Origin of the sequence: Pseudomonas sp. UBA5706 (assembly GCF_002419965.1) — a bacterium.
In the GTDB taxonomy this organism is placed as follows: Bacteria; Pseudomonadota; Gammaproteobacteria; order Pseudomonadales; family Pseudomonadaceae; genus Aquipseudomonas.
In genome coordinates, this window is the sequence record NZ_DIHC01000041.1 from 14,338 (window position 1) to 31,975 (window position 17,638).

Here is a 17,638-nt window from a genome sequence, read left to right on the forward strand (position 1 = left end):
TCAAGATAAGAAGCATAGCTTGTGGGCGTGGGATGCCAGGCGCAAGGCGCAAACAGCCTGAAGGCCATGAAATTAATTGATTGCCCGGCGCCCATAGCGTCATAAAACTGCCGCAAGTGTTTCATCGATGTAACGGCTACGCTATCTACTGGTCAGGTAAATGATTTCTTAAAGTGTCATCGCCCCAGGGTTGCCAATCTTGAGAGCAACTGGCGATATTGCCTGTTCATCCTTACTTTCGGGGCTTTGTACATGCCGCTTGCCACTCTGATTCGCCGCTCCAGCCTGCCTTGCCCGGACATCTCTGCCGAACAGGCTGCTGAACTGCTATCGACCTGGTATTCGCTGGCGGGCACCTTGAAAGAGCTGGGCAGTCATCAGGATCGCAACTTCCTGCTGGAGGATGGTGAAGGCCGGCGCTTGGTATTGAAGGTCTGCCATGGCGACTACTCGACCACCGAGCTGGCCGCGCAGCATGCGGCGTTGCGGCATCTGGGCGCGCACTCCGATGTGCGGGTGCCTGGGGTAATGCAGGCTACCAACGGGCAAGACCTGCTGTCCGTGAACGTCGGCGGCCACGCTGTGCATGTACGGGTGCTGGAGTTCATCGATGGCCAGTCGCTGGCGCATGTTGGGCATCTGAGCCGGCAGGTGGTGATCGGTCTGGCCGAGCTCTGCGCCCGGGTTGATGTGGCGCTGGCAGGCTTCGAACATCCTGGGCTGGAACGCATTCTGCAATGGGACCCGCGCCATGCCGGCGCACTGATCAAGCATCTGCTTCCCGTCATCGAGCGCGCAGACGAGCGGGCCTGCATCGCCGAGGCCGCGGAACAGGCCCACGCGCGTTTACTGCCGCTGATCGCAGAACTGCCAGTGCAGGCGATCCACATGGACATCACCGAATACAACGTGGTGTGGCAGCGCGATGCGCATCACCTGTGGCAGCTGCAAGGCCTGATCGATTTCGGTGATCTGGTGCGCACCTGGCGCGTTAGCGATCTTTCCGTGACCTGTGCTGCGCTGCTGCATCATGCCGAAGGCGATCCTCTGTACATCCTGCCGGCCATCGAGGCCTACCACCGCATCAACCCCCTGCAGGTCGCAGAATTGAAAGCGCTGTGGCCCTTGATCGTGGCACGCGCGGCGGTGCTGGTGTTGAGCAGCGAACAGCAAGCGAGTATCGAGCCGGATAACGCTTATATCCAGGCCAACCTCGACAGCGAGTGGAACATTTTCGACGTGGCGACTTCAGTGCCAATGTCGCTGATGGAGGCTGCGATCCTCGATGCTGTGCAGCAGCCTGATCCGCGGCGGGGCGCTGAAACGTTCTCGCCCTTGCTACCGGGTTTGAGTGCTCAAACGTTCACCCCCGTGGATCTGGGCGTACTCAGTGAACACTTCGACGCCGGTAACTGGGAGCAAAGCGGCATCGACGAGTTACTGCTCAAAGAAACAGGGCACGCTCGTGGTCTGGCAGCCAGTCGCTACGGCGAATACCGATTGTCGAGGACGCTGCCCGACAGTGCACACGAACCTGACACCTTTGCACTGCACGTCGAGTTGATCATCCCTGACGGCACGGCAGTGCACGCGCCGTTCCACGGCACTGTGCGTCATACCGCCGATGGTGCGTTGCTGCTGGTCGGTGCGCGCTCGAACCTGCGCTTATGGGGCGTGCGTTCGGATTTCGATTCCGGGGTCGAATTCGGCGCCGGTGATGTGATCGGGCAGGGCGGCGGTTCGCTGATCGTTCAACTGTGCACCGAACGCGGTGTGAGCCCGCCATTGTTCACCACACCTTCACGAGCGGCCGCCTGGCGGGTGCTGTGCCCCTCGCCCAGGGCGCTGCTGGGGTTTGACTGCGATGCGCCGCAGCGGGATGACTGTGCGCGGTTGCTGGCGCGGCGTGAAGCCAGCTTCGCGCGCTCGCAAAAACACTACTACCTGCAACCGCCGCAGATCGAGCGCGGCTGGCGCAATCATCTGATCGACATGCAGGGTCGGTCGTATCTGGACATGCTTAATAACGTTGCCGTGCTAGGTCACGGGCACCCGCGCATGGCCAAAGTGGCTGGGCGGCAGTGGTCGCTGCTCAATACCAATTCACGCTTTCATTACGCCTGCATCGCTGAGTTTTCCGAGCGGCTGCTCAAACTCGCGCCCAAAGGGATGGACCGGGTATTTCTCGTTAACAGCGGCACCGAGGCAAACGATCTGGCGATTCGTCTGGCATGGGCCTACAGCGGTGGGCGGGACGTTTTGAGTGTGCTTGAGGCGTATCACGGTTGGTCGGTCGCCACCGACGCGATCTCGACCTCGATCGCCGATAACCCTCAAGCGCTGAACACGCGCCCTGACTGGGTGCATCCGGTGGCGGCGCCCAATACCTATCGGGGCGCGGCGCGGGGCGCGGACAGCACACCGTTCTACCTGCAGAGCGTCGACGCGCATCTCGCCCGGCTGAGCGAACACGGACGCCAGTTGGCGGGTTTCATCTGCGAGCCGGTGTATGGCAACGCGGGTGGCATCTCGCTGCCGCCGGGTTACCTGCGAGAGGTCTATCAAAAGGTGCGCGCGCAAGGGGGCGTGTGCATCGCCGATGAGATTCAGGTCGGCTATGGGCGACTGGGACATTATTTCTGGGGATTCGAGGAGCAGGGCGTGGTCCCGGACATCATCACCATGGCCAAAGGCATGGGCAACGGTCATCCCTTGGGCGCAGTCATTACACGCCGGGAAATCGCCGAGGCGCTGGAGGCCCAGGGCTACTTCTTTTCGTCGGCGGGAGGCAGTCCCGTCAGTTGCCAGATTGGCATGGCGGTGCTGGATGTCATGGAAGAAGAACAGCTTCGGGAAAATGCCCAGGTCGTAGGCGGTTATTTCAAGGAGCGGCTACTGGCGCTGATCGATAAACATCCTTTGGTGGGCGCGGCCCATGGTTCAGGTTTTTATCTGGGGCTGGAACTGGTGCGAGACCGCCAGACGCTGGAGCCTGCAACCGAGGAAACAACCTATCTGTGCGACCGCTTGCGCGAGCTGGGTATCTTCATGCAGCCCACCGGAGATTACCTGAACATTCTCAAGATCAAACCGCCCATGGTCACCACGCGCCAGAGTGTCGATTTCTTCGTCGAGAGCGTTTCCAGGGTCTTGAGTGAACTTGAGGGCTGAAATCCTTTCTTTATGGGACCCAAGCAGGGTTCAACGTTATTGCGGATTAATATCGGCCTAAACGCACATAAATCTATGAGTCGTGACAGAGTTCGCTTTTAACGTGGATATTTATCGGCTATAACGTTGACCCCTATCATCGGTTGTGGACCTGCACGGCCTTCTCAAAACACTCGTTGGCTCACTGGAGTCCTGATTAGATGACCACCCTCAACAGCACACCACGCGCCGATGGCTTCTACATGCCCGCCGAATGGGCACCGCAGACCCAAACCTGGATGGTCTGGCCTGAGCGCCCGGACAACTGGCGCCTGGGTGGCAAGCCCGTACAGACGGCCCATGTGACCGTCGCCAAGGCAATCGCCCGGTTCGAACCGGTGACCGTGGCCGTGTCCGCCGCGCAGTACGACAACGCTCGTGCGCGGTTGGACGTGCCCAACATCCGCGTGGTCGAAATCAGTAACGACGATGCCTGGGTGCGCGACACCGGCCCGACATTCGTCATCAACGACGAAGGCGAAGTGCGCGGCGTGGATTGGGGCTTCAACGCGTGGGGCGGTTTCGACGGCGGCCTGTATGCGCCATGGAACCTGGACGAACAGCTGGCCAGCAAAGTGCTGGAAATCGAGCGCTGTCCGCGCTATGTCACCCAAGGCTTCGTGCTCGAAGGCGGTTCGATCCATGTCGATGGCGAAGGCACGCTGATCACCACCGAAGAATGCCTGCTCAATCGCAACCGCAACCCCCACTTGGCGCGCGAGGAGATCGAAGCGGTGCTGCGCGATCATCTGTCGGTGGACAAAATCATCTGGTTGCCGGACGGCTTGTACAACGACGAAACCGACGGCCATGTGGATAACTTCTGCTGTTACGTGCGTCCTGGCGAAGTGCTGTTGGCCTGGACCGACGATCCGAAAGACCCCAACTTCCCGCGTTGCCAGGCCGCCATGGGCATTCTGGAAAATGCCCGCGATGCGAAGGGCCGTCCGTTCATCGTGCACAAAATGCCGATCCCGGGCCCGCTGTTTGCGACTGAGGAAGAATGCGCGGGCGTTGATCAGGTGCATGGCAGCCAGGAGCGCAATCCGTCGGTGCGCCTTGCCGGGTCGTACGTCAACTTCCTGATCGTCAACGGCGGCATCATTGCCCCCAGCTTCGACGATCCGCTGGACGAGCAGGCACGCACGATTCTTCAGGGACTGTTTCCCGAGCACGAAGTCGTTATGGTGCCGGGCCGCGAGTTGCTGTTGGGCGGTGGCAACATCCATTGCTTGACCCAACAACAACCGGCGCCTCATCGGCGCTGAGTTGGTTCGGTTATTGCTGTAGAGAAGCCCATCGGAAGATGGGCTTTTTTGTGGGTAGCGTCTTCTCGTTCATCTGCTGCAACGGTGGGCGAGGTTACCTAAACGGTTACCGCCTTCGTCCGTCTGTAACAAAAGGTCCGTAGATTTTCGCAGTCCAGACGCAAAGAGGTGATCCCTATGAACGCAGGCCATAAGTGGCGTGGGGCGCAAGGTTTGTCTGCCAGCAGCGAAGCCCGGCAGATGATGGCGGACTGGTTACGGATAACCCAGGGTCCAAGAAAGCAAGCGCCTGACTACCGGGCCATGCTCATTCAGCGCTACCCGCGCGGACTGATCGACGACGCCGAAATCGACGCATTACTCGACATATTGCACGGCTGAGGCGTTCGCCTTCGCAAGCTTTGCGCAGGTGAACGCCCTGCTCGTTTCGGTGTTCATCAAATTGACACTCATCTAAGCCGGCGATAGCATCCTCTGCTCAACCGCCTGTGGCCAAGCGCCATGTACGTGCATCAGTAGTCCACTGCGATGATTTCGTGCGGGCTTGCGGGGCTGTCATTCAGCCACGGGAGACCTAATTACCTGTTCAGGTATTGCCACAGCGCGCGATTAATCTGCCAACAAGGATGACAAGATGAAACAGCGTATTGGCATGCTCGCCCTGGGCATATTGGCCTCCACACACGCCATGGCTGACGGGCAGGCGGACTCCAAGGGTTTTGTCGAAGACAGCAGCCTTAAGGTCAACCTGCGCAACGCCTACATCAATCGCGATTACAAACACGACGGCCCCCAGGACCGCGCCGAATGGGGCCAGGCGTTCATGGCCAACTATTCGTCCGGTTACACCCAGGGCGTCGTCGGTGTCGGTGTGGACGCGTTCGGTCTGTACGCTGTGCGTCTGGACGGCGGCAAGGGCAAAAGCGGCGCGGGCGGTATCGATTTCTTCAAGCAGGGCGACAGCGGCAACGCGGCTGACGACCTGCAGCGCTTTGGCGGTGCGGTCAAATTCCGCGTCTCCAACACGGAGCTCAAATACGGCGACATGATGCCGCAGCTGCCGGTCCTGAGCTACGACAGCTCGCGCCTGCTGCCTGAAACCTACACCGGCACCATGATCACCTCCAAAGAGATCAAGGACCTGCAACTGGTGGCCGGTCGTTTCACAGCCCAGACGCGCAAGAGCGCCGAAGGTCGCGACAGTGGCGATCTGAAAAGCATCAACGTGTACGGCGCCAGCTACAAGTTCAGCGACGCGTTCAGCGCGGCTTTCTACGCCTCCGACGACCAAGACGTGCTGAAAAAGCAGTACCTGAACCTGAACTATGTCTGGGCAATGCCGAAAGACCAGTCGCTGACTTTCGACTTCAACGGCTACAAGACCAAGCTGGACAAGGACTTTGCTGTCGACGACGCGCGTGACAACAAGATCTGGAGCCTGGCCGCGATCTGGGCCGTGGGCATCCACTCCTTCACCCTCGCGCATCAGCGCAGCACCGGTGAAACCGGTTACGTCTACGGCGGTTACCGCAACAACGGCGGCACCAGCGATGGCGGCAATTCCATCTACCTGGCCAACTCCTACTGGTCGGACTTCAACGGCAAGGACGAGCGTTCCTGGCAACTGGGCTATGACGTGAACCTGGCTACCGTGGTTACGCCAGGCCTGAGCTACAAGATTGCGTACGTGCGCGGCGACAACATCGATGACGGCTCCGACCGTGGCCGCGGCGAAGAGCGCGAGTGGTTCAGCCAAATGACCTACGTCGTGCAGAGCGGCCCGGCCAAAGACCTGTCCGTGCGCCTGCGCAACTCGTTCCTGCGCGTCTCCAACGATGCGGATAACTACAACGTTGGCGGTAACGAAACCCGTATCTTCGTCGACTACCCGATCAACGTTTTCTAACGCTGAACGGCGGTTAAGCTGAAGTTACAAAAAAACGCCCTGGTCGAAAGATCCGGGCGTTTGTGTTTGCGCGACTTTTTATGACTGCACGCTGCCCGAGAGCCATCGATGCCCTGCACGGCCTCGTCCGGCGCTTGTACCGAGGTTGAATCGCTAGCGAAGGCATCCGACCTCCCGCTAACATTGCTCGTCCTTACCTCGCCGACCCAAGCCATGGCCCTCGCAGCCCCTCCCGACCTCTCCAGCTCCGCTACCCCCGTGCAGCGCGTATCGCGGACCTATCCGCGTGGTTTGTACATCGAACCGCACGAGCATGACTGGGGGCAGGTGCTGTACGCGATGTCGGGGGTAATGTGGGTCGAAACGCCTCATCAAGCGCTTATCGTTCCCCCGCAACGTGCGGTGTGGTTGCCCCCGGGGGTGACTCATGGGATCCGCGTGGTGTCGGATCTGGAGATGCGCAATATCTACCTGCGCCCGGCGCTCGCGCAGACCCTGGAGCCTACCGTGCAGGTCTTCGAGGTGGCGCGGCTGCTGCGCGAGCTGATCGTCAATCTGGTCGCCGAAGAGGACAAGGAGTCAGAGTACTTCGGCGCGCTGGTGAGCCTGGCGTTGCTGGAGCTCAAGCGGGCCAGACGGTCGCTGCTCACGGTGCCGATGCCCGATGCCAGCGACCGCCGTCTGATGAACATTTGCCAGGCCGTAATGATAGAACCTTCAATCGGTGTGCCCTTCGAGCAGCATGCCGAGAAGGCCGGCGCCAGCGTCAGAACCCTTTCGCGCCTGTTCCAGAGCGAGCTCGGGATGGGGTTTGCCCAATGGCGCAGGCAAGTGCAACTGGCGACCGCAGTGGCCGAGATCATTCAGGGTGTGCCGATCAGCACCATCGCCCGTTCCATGGGGTATTCGCCCAGCAGTTTCAGCGATATGTTCCGCCGCGAGCTGGGAATGGCGCCGTCTCAATATCCGCTCGGTGAACAGGCCAACTGAAATTCACTGCAGCGGGCCGGCTTGCCAGTGGCGAGGGTGTCGAGGATGTGCTGGTCGTCACGCAGCGCTTTGCCAGCCTGTCCGAAATTCAGAAGTACTTGGCCGGTAGACGTTTAGGCCCGCGCCTAAACTCCGGTCATGGCCAACCACCGTCGTGCTGCGATCAAGCCGCACGACGTTCAGGCTTGTGGAGTTCAGCATGAGCTACCTCATCTCACTCGCAATCGGCATCGCTGTCGGGGCGTTTTACGGCGCACTCGACTTCCGCTCGCCCGCGCCACCCCTGGTCGCGCTGGTAGGCCTGCTCGGCATGCAGGCGGGGGAGAAACTCTGGCCTCTGGGCCGTCAGCTGTTCGCCAGTCTGATTTCCTGAATCAACGATTTTTGCTTCTTAACTCTGGATATGCACACCATGAAAGCACTGCAATTCTCTCGAACCGGCGATCTTTGCGCGCTGGAATTCGTTGAACTGCCAATGCCGGTACCCGCGCCTGGCGAAGTTTTAGTTCAGATCAAGGCTGCAGGCCTGAATCCCAGCGATGTGAAGAATGTCCTCGGGCGCTTTCCCTACACCACGTTGCCACGGGTGCCGGGGCGCGATTTCGCAGGCATCGTGATCGACGGCCCGCAAGCGCTCTTGGGCCAGGAAGTCTGGGGCACGGGCAACCAGATCGGTTTCTCGCGCAACGGTTCTCACGCGGGCTACATCACCCTGTCAGCCAAAGGCGTGGCGCTCAAGCCCAAATCCCTGAGTTTTGTCCAGGCCGCCAGTCTGGGTGTGCCCTACACCACGGCCTGGGATGCGCTGGAGCGCGGTCTGGTGCAGGCCAATACTCGCCTGCTGGTCATTGGTGCCAACGGCGCGGTCGGTAATGCGGCTATTGCCTTGTCCAAGGTGCGCGGCGCGCAGGTACTGGCGGCGGCGCGTCGCCCCGAACAGGTCCAGGCGCTACAGGACCAAGGCTACAGCGCCATTCTGCTGGGCCAGCCGGAGGAGCTTTCAGCGCAAGTAAACGCTGTATTTCCGGGCGGTGCGGATGTGATTTTCGACACCACCGGGTTCTGGCTACCGGCCTCGGTTCAGGCCTTGGCGCCGTTTGGCCGCATCGCCATTATCGCCGCGCCGGTGGACGGTCATGTGCAACTGCCAGCCTTGGCGCTGTATCGCAAAGGCGGCTCGGTGGTGGGTATCAACTCGCTGCTGTACGGCGTCGAAGCCTGTGCACGGATGTTGGAGCAGTTCGGCAGATTGTTCGATGAAGCAAGCTTGCCATTGCCGCGTGGCCTGCTGGAATCGCCCCTGGAGCAAGGGCCGGCGCGCTATGGCGAAGTGAATCAGGGCAGCGCGGACAAAGTGATTCTGTTGCCTTGAACCCGCGGCCTGCGTGCCATTGTGCAAGCAACACAGGGGCCGCTTGAGCCCCTAAACCCGGATCATCGACGCGCTGAATCAGGTCTTGTTGTGCTCGTTGGTGTAGCGACCGCTCAACTGCCAGCCATCCTTAATCAGCGTGTCGAGCCAGTCCTCGTACGAGTCGTCGACATCCAGCAGGTTCATGAACTGATCTTCGATGTGGCAGCGAAACGTCTGTTCTTCGACATTCCATTCCACTTCGCGGAGTTTCCAGGCCCGCTGCATGGGCAGCTGGATATTCAGGCCGGGAAACGGCACGAACGGCAACTCGACCTCATACAGAAGCTTCGACCATTCTGAGGAAATCTCGGGGGTCTGATGAGTCCAGACGTATTTGATCAAGCGGACTTTGTGCACGGTTGGGCCTTCTCTCGTATATCGATGCGCGGGTCGCTCCCGCCTGGTGCAAAGGCGACGGCTCTCGGGAATGCCTATACGTTACTAGATGGGCGCGCAATCGGGGAGGGGGCGGGCGAGATCGGAAGGTCCAGGCCGGTCGCCGATTGGAGCGGCTGCCGACCGAAGGCGCTGCGCAATGCAGGGACGCCGGGTGTTTGCGCGCTATGACAGGGCGAGCGCAAAGCAAACCGCAGATGACCGTCCGGCAGAATTAACCCGATGGGGTCAATCAAAGCACCTGCGATTGACCATACGTGGTATCACAGAGACAGCCTCACATCGTCAATCGCCCGATCCAGTCTCTCGCGTAACGGGTCGAGCAAACACCAGACCTGATCCGCATCGAGTTTCTCGGTGTGTGCAGCCTCGATCAGTCGGGTTGTCAGGGCGAATGCCATATTCACATCCGACACGCGCTGCAATGCGGCCGTCAGCTCATTGAGCCGTCCCTTCATCTCATTCAGCTCGCCCAGCCACCGCTCGATCACTTCGACCGAGGCAGGCGTCTGGTTTTGCACGCTTGAGCTGAGGGCAGATTGAAGACGGCAGAAGCGTGCTTCGATAGTCATTCAGACACTCTCCTGGCTCTTATGATTGCCACGGAAAGTGCGGCCAGAGCCATGTTGCGTATACCGCAAACGGCTCTTTATGAAGTTCAGAGCGGGTTAATGCTGGATCCTAAGTATCTCTTAGTATGTGGTCAACCTAATTCTAAGAGTCTCTTAGCCTTTTAGCGGCTGATAAATGAGCGTTTTTAGCAAAAGATTGAAGCAGGCCCGCACAGTAGCGGGGCTGTCTCAGGAGCGTTTGGGCATCGAATCAGGGATTGATCCAGCCTCCGCCAGTGCGCGGATGAATCAATACGAAACCGGTAAACACACCCCTAACTCCTTGACCATTATCCAGATTGCAGCAGCATTGGATATTTCACCTGCATATTTTTATAGCATCGACGACGAGGAAGCCAGAATGCTATTGCTGTTCCACGGGCTGGATTCGCCAGGCAAGAAGCAGATACTGACATTGGCAGTGGAATTACACGGCGCTAATAACGCATATAAAACCCAACGTATTCAATAAGTTCAGCGTCATTTACCGATCAAACATTATTCACATTAAGTGATGTTTTAGCCTGATTGCAGATCAGGGCCCGACGTAATGATTAATGGTTTGCATGTATTCTTGCCCTCGTCCGGTCTCGAGAGCCTGTCCATGCTGCACAAAAACCTCATGCGTCGCCTTGATCTGATCACGCTCAAGCTTTTCGTCGCGGTGTACGAAGAAGGCACGCTGACCCGTGCGGCGGCGCGTGAGGCCATCGCCGTGTCGGCGGCAAGCAAGCGATTGATGGAGCTTGAAGAAGTGCTGGGCATCGGGCTGTTCGTGCGCAACGCCAAAGGCATGGTCCTTACGGCGGCGGGCGAAACGCTGCTGCATCACGCCCGGCGCATGTTGTTCGACCTGGAGAAGATGGGCCTTGAGCTGGACGAGCATCTGCAAGGCATGCGCGGTTATGTGCGCATGCTGGCCAATCTCTCGGCAATCATTCAATTCCTCCCCGAAGATCTGCACGCCTTCACCACCAGCCACGAACGGGTCAAGGTCGATCTGGAAGAACGGCCCAGCAATGGCGTGGTGCAAGGGCTGATCGATGGCGTTGCCGACATCGGCATCTGCTCTGAAGACACCGACGTTCAAGGCCTGTACAGCGTTCCCTATCGGCAGGACGAACTGGTGGTCGTCACGCGTCCTGACCATCCCCTTGCCAGCCTGAACGTGGTGATGTTCGAGGACACCCTGGGGAGCGATTACATCGGCCTGCACGCCGCCAGCTCTATCAACATGCGTACGCAGACCGCCGCTCGGTCGCAAGGCAAACTCTTGCGCGTGCGCATTCATGTGCCGGGTTTCGACGCCATGTGCCGAATGGTCCAGGCCAACATGGGCATCGGCGTGTTGCCCCGCAAGGCGTTCGACTTGCTGGGCACGCCGCTGGGGCTCACGGCCATCTCGTTGAGTGATACGTGGGCGCAGCGCACGCTGATTCTGGTGGTGCGCGATACCGCTGCGTTATCACCCGTCAGCCTGCTGCTGTTCGATCACTTGAAACAGCCGCTGCCCTAGCGTTCGCGTTTCGCGAACGCCTCTTGCCAACTTACGGTTGGATTTGCCGAACACCGGTCCTCTAGTCTTGGCGACAAATTCCAAGAAATACTTGAGGTATCCGCTATGACAGGTCCCCTGAACGGTGTGCGCGTAATTGAAATCGGCACACTGATCGCAGCACCTTTCGCCGCTCGGCTGATGGGCGAATTCGGCGCCGAGGTGATCAAGATCGAATCAATGGGGCAGGGTGACCCACTTCGTAAATGGCGAAAGCTGCACGAAGGCACTTCGCTGTGGTGGTACTTGCAATCGCGCAATAAGAAGTCCCTGTCGCTGAACCTCAAATCCCCCGAAGGCATCGAGATCGTCAAGCGCCTGGCTGAGAACGCCGATGTGCTGATCGAAAACCTGCGCCCCGGCGCGCTGGAAAAGCTCGGCCTGGGCTGGGATGTCCTGCATGCGCTGAACCCCAAACTGACGCTGGTGCGTATCTCCGGCTACGGCCAGTCCGGGCCGTACAAGGATCGTCCCGGCTTCGGTGCCATTGGCGAGGCCATGGGCGGCATCCGTTACACCACCGGCACGCCCGGTTCTCCGCCCGCCCGCGTGGGCGTCAGCCTCGGCGATTCGCTGGCCTCGATGCACGCGGTAATGGGCGCGCTGATGTCGTTGCTGCGGGTAAAGACCGGGCAAGGCGATGGTCAGGTCGTCGATGTCTCTCTGGCTGAAAGCGTGTTCAACGTGATGGAAAGCCTGGTGCCCGAATACGACATGCTCGGCCATGTTCGCGAGCGCAGCGGGGGTGCCCTGCCGGGTATCGCGCCTTCCAATACCTATCCGACCGCTGATGGCGCATACGTGGTGATCGCCGGTAACAGCGACCCGATTTTCAAGCGCCTGATGACCACCATCGGTCGCCCTGATCTGGCCGAAGCACCGCAGTTCGCGCACAACGATGGTCGCGCCGCGCAGAGCGAAATGCTCGACGCCACGATCAGCGCGTGGTCGTCCAGTCTGCCGATCGAAGCGGTGCTGCAGGCGCTTGAACAGGCCGAAGTGCCGGCGGGGCGCATCTACAACGTCGCGGACATCGTGGCCGACCCGCACTATCAGGCGCGCGGGATGATTCTCGACGCGCAACTGCCCGGCGGCGCCCACGTGAAAATGCCGGGCATCGTGCCCAAGCTTTCTGAAACACCGGGTTCGGTGAATTGGCAGGGCCCCTCGCTCGGCCAGCACACCGACAGCGTGCTCGGCACTCTGGGGCTGAGCGCTGACGATATCGCCCAACTCAAAACCGACGGGGTGGTGCAATGATTACCGATTTCTCCGAGCGCCTGATCGTTCAGGAAGTCTCACCACGTGATGGCCTGCAGATCGAGCCGACCTGGGTTGAAACCGCAGACAAGATCGACCTGATCAACCAGCTTTCTCTGGCCGGCTTCAGCCGCATCGAAGCCGGTTCTTTTGTTTCGCCCAAGGCCATTCCAGCACTGCGCGATGGCGATGAAGTGTTCCGTGGCATCCAGTGTCATCCAGGGGTGATCTATGTGGCGTTGATCCCGAACCTCAAAGGCGCCCAGCGCGCAATGCAGGCGGGCGCCGATGAGCTGAATCTGGTGATGTCCGCCAGCCAGACCCACAACCTGGCGAACATGCGCATGCGGTGCGAGCAATCGCTGAGCGGCTTCGGTGAGATCGTCTCGCTGGTCTCGGGCGCCTCGCTCAGCCTCAACGGCACCATCGCCACCACCTTTGGCTGCCCGTTCGAAGGCCGGATCGACGAAGACCGCGTGCTGCAGATTGTCGACGCCTATCTGGAGTTGGGCATGCAAGGCATCACCCTGGCCGACACCACCGGCATGGCCAACCCGCGCCAGGTGCACGGCCTGGTGCAACGTGTTCTGGCGCGTATTCCGGCCAGCGCGCTGACGCTGCATTTCCACAACACGCGGGGCTTGGGCCTGAGCAACGTGCTGGCAGCGTATGAAGCCGGAGCGCGGCGTTTCGATGCCTCGCTTGGCGGCCTGGGCGGCTGCCCGTTCGCCCCCGGCGCTTCGGGAAACATCTGCACCGAGGACCTGGTGAACCTGTGCGACGAGATGGGCATCGAGACCGGCATCGACTTGCCACACCTGCTCAAGCTGTCACGCCGACTGCCTGCTTTGCTCGGTCATGAAATGCCGGGCCAGCTCGCTAAGGCCGGGCGCAACTGTGACCTGCACCCTGCGCCAGAGCATTTGCCGGGTTAACCCCCCTGTAGCAGCAGGGCTTGGCGGTGGTGGCGTGCGCAAGACCGCTGCCGCCGGCAAGCGCTGCGCGACATGGCCTGTGCGTGAATTGATGAGCGTTAAACCCGAACGAGCACGCCCCGCTGCGTGTTCGTCCAGACAACAAAAACAATAGGGCGCCCCTTGGACGTCCCACTGGAGTGACCGTAATGACTATTTCTGTTCTAAACCCGAACAGCAGCCTGGCCGAGGTGGCAAGTGCTGAAAAGGCGCTGATCCGCAAAGTCGCCTGGCGCCTGATGCCGCTGATCATGGTCTGCTACCTGTTCGCCTTTTTCGACCGCATCAACATCAGCTTTGCCAAGTTCCAGCTGCAAACCGACCTGGGCCTGAGCGACACCGCCTATGGCCTGGGCGCGAGCCTGTTCGTCATCGGCTACGTGCTGTTCGAAGTGCCGAGCAACATCATGCTGTACAAGGTCGGCGCTCGCCGCTGGATCGCCCGCATCATGATTTCCTGGGGCATCGCGACGTCGTTGATGGTGTTCGTCAACGCCGAATGGCAGTTTTACGTGCTGCGCTTCATCATCGGCGCAATGGAAGCCGGTTTCGCACCGGGCGTGCTGTTTTACCTGACCCTCTGGTTCCCGCAAACCTACCGCGGCCGTATCACCTCGATCCTGTTCCTGGCCTCCGCATTCGCCGGGCTGCTCGGCGCGCCGTTCTCCGGGCTGGTGCTGGGCCTCATGGACGGCGTCATGCAGATGCGCGGCTGGCATTGGCTGTTCCTGCTGGGCGGCCTGCCTTGCATCGCGCTGGGCATCGCAGTGTTGAAAGTGCTCAAGGATCGCGTTGCCGACGCTCACTGGCTGACCGACGCCGAGAAGAACTACCTTTCCAGCCGTATTGCCCAGCACGAGCCGAACACGCATGGCTCGCTGCTGACAGCCCTGAAGATGCCCGGCTTCCTCATGCTCGGTTTTATCTACTTCCTGATCCAGGTCGCGTCCTATGGCCTGAACTTCTGGGCGCCGCAGCTGATTCGCAGCGCCGGTGTCGAAAGCCCGGTGATCATCGGCCTGCTTACCGCCATTCCTTACATCTGCGGGGCAGTGAGCATGGTCGTTGTCGGTCGTCTTTCGGATGCCAGCGGCGAGCGCCGCAAATTCGTTTGCGGCTTGGTGGTACTGGGCGCGGTTGGGTTCTTCTGCGCAGGCATTTTCGCGCAACACACCAGCATGCTCGTGCTGTCATTGGCCATGCTCGGCGGCGGTATCGTCGCATCCATTCCGGCCTTCTGGACCCTGCCACCCAAGCTGCTGGCCGGTGCGGGCGCCGGTGCAGCGGGCGGGATCGCCTTGATCAACACCCTCGGCCAGTTCGGCGGCATCGTCAGCCCGATCATGGTCGGCCGGATCAAGGACCTGACAGGCAGCACCACACCAGCGCTCTACGTCATCGGCATAACCAGCGTGATCGCTGCGGGGCTGCTGCTGTGGGGGCTACCGGCGAAATTGCGCACGCTGGATAAAAGTAGCGGTGAGTGAAGGCAGCACCTCCTAGCCGTGGCAGCGTGCCTGTACTTCGCTTACAGTCTCGCTGCCCGAGCGGCTGCCTACGCTGGACAAAACCCTACAAGGGCCGGATATGAAGTGTCTTGAACAACTGCTGGAGCCAAATGACCCTGCGATGCCGCTTGTTAAAGCGCTGCGTGAACACGCACAGCGTCCTTGCGAATTACTTGAACCCTCGGACGACCGCGCCAGAGTGTTACTGGGGCTACAGATCACTACTCGCTCAATGCTGGGGGCCATCGCCTATGAAACGGGCGGCATGTTGATCGACAACGGGTGGCTGCGGATTCTGGGTTCGGGCCATGCGCGGCTGGCGCGCAATATTCTGGATTGGAATCAGCAACGATCTGAAGGCCATATGTTGGTGGCGGACGATGCTGCAGGCGGGTTTTTCTCGATCAATGGCGGCGGCTTGGGCGACGACATCGGATCAATGTACTACTGGGCACCGGATACCCTCATCTGGGAGCCAATGGAAATCGGTTATACCGACTTTTAGGCTGGGCAATGAGTGACAGGATCGAGACGTTTTATGACGGGTTACGCTGGCAAACATGGCAGCAGGGTATGAGCGCTGTCAGTACTGATCAGTGCGTCAGTTTCTATCCGTTTCTGTGGACCGAAGAGGGGTCAGTCCACACAAGCAGCCGCCGCGTCATAGATATCGCTGAACACTACGACCTGAATATTGGCTGCTCTCTACGGTCGAGCAGTCATCACGTTTGACATGGGCAGATCAGGAGGCCGCGTGGATGCGCAGCCTCACTGGCCCTTGCTCGTTCACAACCGGAAACGGCCTACCAGATCATTAAAAGACAGCGCCAAACGGGACAGATCCTGCGTCGAAGCGGTGGTCTGATTCGCGCCCGTGGCGCTTTGTGTCGACAGATCCTGAATATTGACCAGGTTGCGATCCACTTCACGCGCCACATGAGCCTGCTCTTCACACGCGCTGGCGATTACCAGGTTGCGATCGTTGATCTGGCCGATGCCCTCGGCGATCAGCTCCAGCGCGTCGCCGGTCGCTTGGGCCAGCGTTTGAGTGTTGGTGACCAAAGACTGGCTCTTCTCCATCGCGACCACTGCCTGATCGGCCCGGGACTGCACCGCGCCGATCATGCTCTCTATCTCACCGGTTGAAGACTGAGTGCGCGCTGCCAAGGCCCTGACCTCGTCAGCGACAACGGCAAAGCCACGGCCCTGTTCGCCCGCCCGAGCGGCCTCGATGGCCGCGTTCAGTGCCAGTAGGTTGGTCTGCTCGGCAATGCCACGGATCACGTCCAGAACCTTGCCGATGTCCCTGACCTGAACTGCCAGGTCCTCCACGATAGTGGTGGATGCCTGGATTTCGGTGGTCGCGCTGTTGACCGCAGTCACCGCATTGCGGGCTTGGCCAAGCCCACTGCTGGCCTGCGAGCTTGCCGCCTTCGAGGCCTCGGAAGTCGAGATTGCATTACGCGCAACCTCCTCCACGGCCGACGTCATTTCGGTAACCGCAGTGGCGGCCTGCTGGATTTCATCGTTCTGGCGAAGCAGCCCGCGGCTCCCATTTTCGGTCACCGCATTCAGCTCCTCAGCGGCTGAGGCCAATTGGTGAGCGGCTTCGGCAATCTGGCGAATCGTGCCTTTCAGGCTCTCCTGCATATCGCCCAGCGCGCTCAACAGTTGTCCGGTTTCATCGCGTGCCGCGCTGCCTACCGTGTGTGTCAAGTCGCCTTTGGCAATCAGCTGCGCGCTGGCCACCGCTACCGCGATGGGCCGACTGATCAGCCTGCTGATGAAAAACCCCAGCGCCATTGCCGCAATGAAGGCCAGCGCGATGCCGATGTAAAGCGTTGTGGTCGCAGCGCGCTCTTGCGCGACCGCATCGTTGCCACCCTCGACAATCTGCCGATTGTTGGACGCCACCATAACCGACAACTCATCCAATACAGTGCGATACGCCTGTTGAACATCGCCCGACATATGCGCCCTTGCAGCTGGAATATCCCCTGCCTGCAACGCCGCAAGCACGGTTTGAATCTGAGCCTGATAGGCCGGCCAATCGCGTTCCATTTTGTCGCCGGCTGCGCGCTCGTCGTCGGCCAACGGCGTCTGCCTGTAGACTGCAAATGCCTTTTCGCTGTCAGCACGGTTGGCATCCATGCTTTGCAAAATCTGATCCTTGGTACTTTGCGGCGCGTTCGCAATATGAGCCCCGATCAACGAATACAGATCCCGTTGCTGAGCAATCGCGTTACTTTTGGCCTCTGCGGTTTTGGATACTGAAACCAGATTATTGGTGAACACCGATTTCAGGCTGTCCGACAGTTGGGTAATGCCCCTGGCACCCAACAGCCCCACTGCCAGGGTGATCAGTGCGCAAAGCACGAAAGCGGTGATTAACTTCGTCGATAATTTCGCGTCGCGCAGCCAAGTCATAATTCGAATCCCGATAGGTTTGCCTTGAAAAGTGACAAGTCGCTGGACACTTCGCATGGATAGGCGGATATACCGTTGTATCGGCTCACGGCGCACAAGCTGAATCACCGCCCGTCAGA

15 protein-coding genes and 2 pseudogenes are annotated in these 17,638 nt (G+C 60.0%); 13 read left to right on the forward strand and 4 right to left on the reverse strand.

All coding sequences use genetic code 11. The features are described 5' to 3' along the window. Positions 1 to 252 precede the first annotated feature (252 nt). The 7 genes from B3I26_RS19600 (at position 253) to B3I26_RS19630 (ending at position 8,746) form a co-directional block, all read left to right on the forward strand. Entirely contained in the window at positions 253 to 3,171 is a 2,919-nt protein-coding gene (locus B3I26_RS19600) for an aminotransferase (RefSeq protein ID WP_296260075.1), read from the forward strand. 200 nt (positions 3,172 to 3,371) lie between these two features. Beyond that, entirely contained in the window at positions 3,372 to 4,478 is a 1,107-nt protein-coding gene (gene aguA, locus B3I26_RS19605; protein ID WP_296260077.1) for an agmatine deiminase, read from the forward strand. A 177-nt stretch (positions 4,479 to 4,655) separates the two neighbouring features. After that, the gene (locus B3I26_RS19610; RefSeq protein ID WP_296260079.1) at positions 4,656 to 4,859 is read left to right on the forward strand and encodes a hypothetical protein; all 204 of its coding nucleotides are present in this window, start codon (positions 4,656 to 4,658) and stop codon (positions 4,857 to 4,859) included. Between the two features lie 253 nt (positions 4,860 to 5,112). Next, complete coding sequence (locus B3I26_RS19615; protein ID WP_296260081.1) at positions 5,113 to 6,384, forward strand: OprD family porin; 1,272 nt, start codon at positions 5,113 to 5,115, stop codon at positions 6,382 to 6,384. Between the two features lie 213 nt (positions 6,385 to 6,597). Beyond that, entirely contained in the window at positions 6,598 to 7,374 is a 777-nt protein-coding gene (locus B3I26_RS19620) for an AraC family transcriptional regulator (RefSeq protein WP_296260083.1), read from the forward strand. Positions 7,375 to 7,573: 199 nt separating this feature from the next. Next, positions 7,574 to 7,747: a DUF1427 family protein gene (locus B3I26_RS19625; RefSeq protein WP_296260084.1), complete on the forward strand. Its 174-nt coding sequence runs from the start codon at positions 7,574 to 7,576 to the stop codon at positions 7,745 to 7,747. A 39-nt stretch (positions 7,748 to 7,786) separates the two neighbouring features. Continuing rightward, positions 7,787 to 8,746: a quinone oxidoreductase family protein gene (locus B3I26_RS19630; protein WP_296260086.1), complete on the forward strand. Its 960-nt coding sequence runs from the start codon at positions 7,787 to 7,789 to the stop codon at positions 8,744 to 8,746. A 78-nt stretch (positions 8,747 to 8,824) separates the two neighbouring features. Here B3I26_RS19630 and B3I26_RS19635 read toward each other — a convergent pair whose 3' ends face one another. Together B3I26_RS19635 and B3I26_RS19640 are read right to left on the reverse strand one after the other, a co-directional pair. Beyond that, a complete protein-coding gene (locus tag B3I26_RS19635; RefSeq protein ID WP_296260087.1) occupies positions 8,825 to 9,145 on the reverse strand; it encodes a hypothetical protein in 321 nt (106 codons plus the stop codon). 302 nt (positions 9,146 to 9,447) lie between these two features. Next, on the reverse strand, positions 9,448 to 9,756 hold the full coding sequence (locus tag B3I26_RS19640) for a hypothetical protein (protein ID WP_296260088.1): 309 nt from the start codon (positions 9,754 to 9,756) through the stop codon (positions 9,448 to 9,450). A gap of 175 nt (positions 9,757 to 9,931) precedes the next feature. Here B3I26_RS19640 and B3I26_RS19645 point away from each other — a divergent pair, with 175 nt between their 5' ends. From B3I26_RS19645 to B3I26_RS19670, 6 genes and pseudogenes are all read left to right on the forward strand, one after another. Next, complete coding sequence (locus B3I26_RS19645) at positions 9,932 to 10,267, forward strand: helix-turn-helix domain-containing protein (RefSeq protein WP_296260090.1); 336 nt, start codon at positions 9,932 to 9,934, stop codon at positions 10,265 to 10,267. A 132-nt stretch (positions 10,268 to 10,399) separates the two neighbouring features. Beyond that, complete coding sequence (locus B3I26_RS19650; protein ID WP_296260092.1) at positions 10,400 to 11,311, forward strand: LysR family transcriptional regulator; 912 nt, start codon at positions 10,400 to 10,402, stop codon at positions 11,309 to 11,311. A 105-nt stretch (positions 11,312 to 11,416) separates the two neighbouring features. Next, the gene (locus B3I26_RS19655) at positions 11,417 to 12,610 is read left to right on the forward strand and encodes a CaiB/BaiF CoA transferase family protein (RefSeq protein WP_296260094.1); all 1,194 of its coding nucleotides are present in this window, start codon (positions 11,417 to 11,419) and stop codon (positions 12,608 to 12,610) included. Further along, complete coding sequence (locus B3I26_RS19660; protein ID WP_296260096.1) at positions 12,607 to 13,545, forward strand: hydroxymethylglutaryl-CoA lyase; 939 nt, start codon at positions 12,607 to 12,609, stop codon at positions 13,543 to 13,545. Before B3I26_RS19655 ends, B3I26_RS19660 begins: the two co-directional genes overlap by 4 nt. 188 nt (positions 13,546 to 13,733) lie before the next feature. Further along, the gene (locus tag B3I26_RS19665; RefSeq protein WP_296260098.1) at positions 13,734 to 15,071 is read left to right on the forward strand and encodes an MFS transporter; all 1,338 of its coding nucleotides are present in this window, start codon (positions 13,734 to 13,736) and stop codon (positions 15,069 to 15,071) included. A gap of 142 nt (positions 15,072 to 15,213) precedes the next feature. Next, positions 15,214 to 15,713 (forward strand): annotated as a pseudogene (locus B3I26_RS19670) (DUF2625 family protein); the annotation flags it as partial. A 165-nt stretch (positions 15,714 to 15,878) separates the two neighbouring features. Here B3I26_RS19670 and B3I26_RS28940 read toward each other — a convergent pair. Together B3I26_RS28940 and B3I26_RS28945 are read right to left on the reverse strand one after the other, a co-directional pair. Then, positions 15,879 to 16,742 (reverse strand): methyl-accepting chemotaxis protein, encoded by an 864-nt coding sequence (locus B3I26_RS28940; protein WP_409521948.1) that lies wholly within the window; start codon positions 16,740 to 16,742, stop codon positions 15,879 to 15,881. Then, positions 16,737 to 17,576, reverse strand: a pseudogene (locus tag B3I26_RS28945) (MCP four helix bundle domain-containing protein); the annotation flags it as partial. The gene B3I26_RS28940 and the pseudogene B3I26_RS28945, both read right to left, overlap by 6 nt. Positions 17,577 to 17,638: the final 62 nt, after the last annotated feature.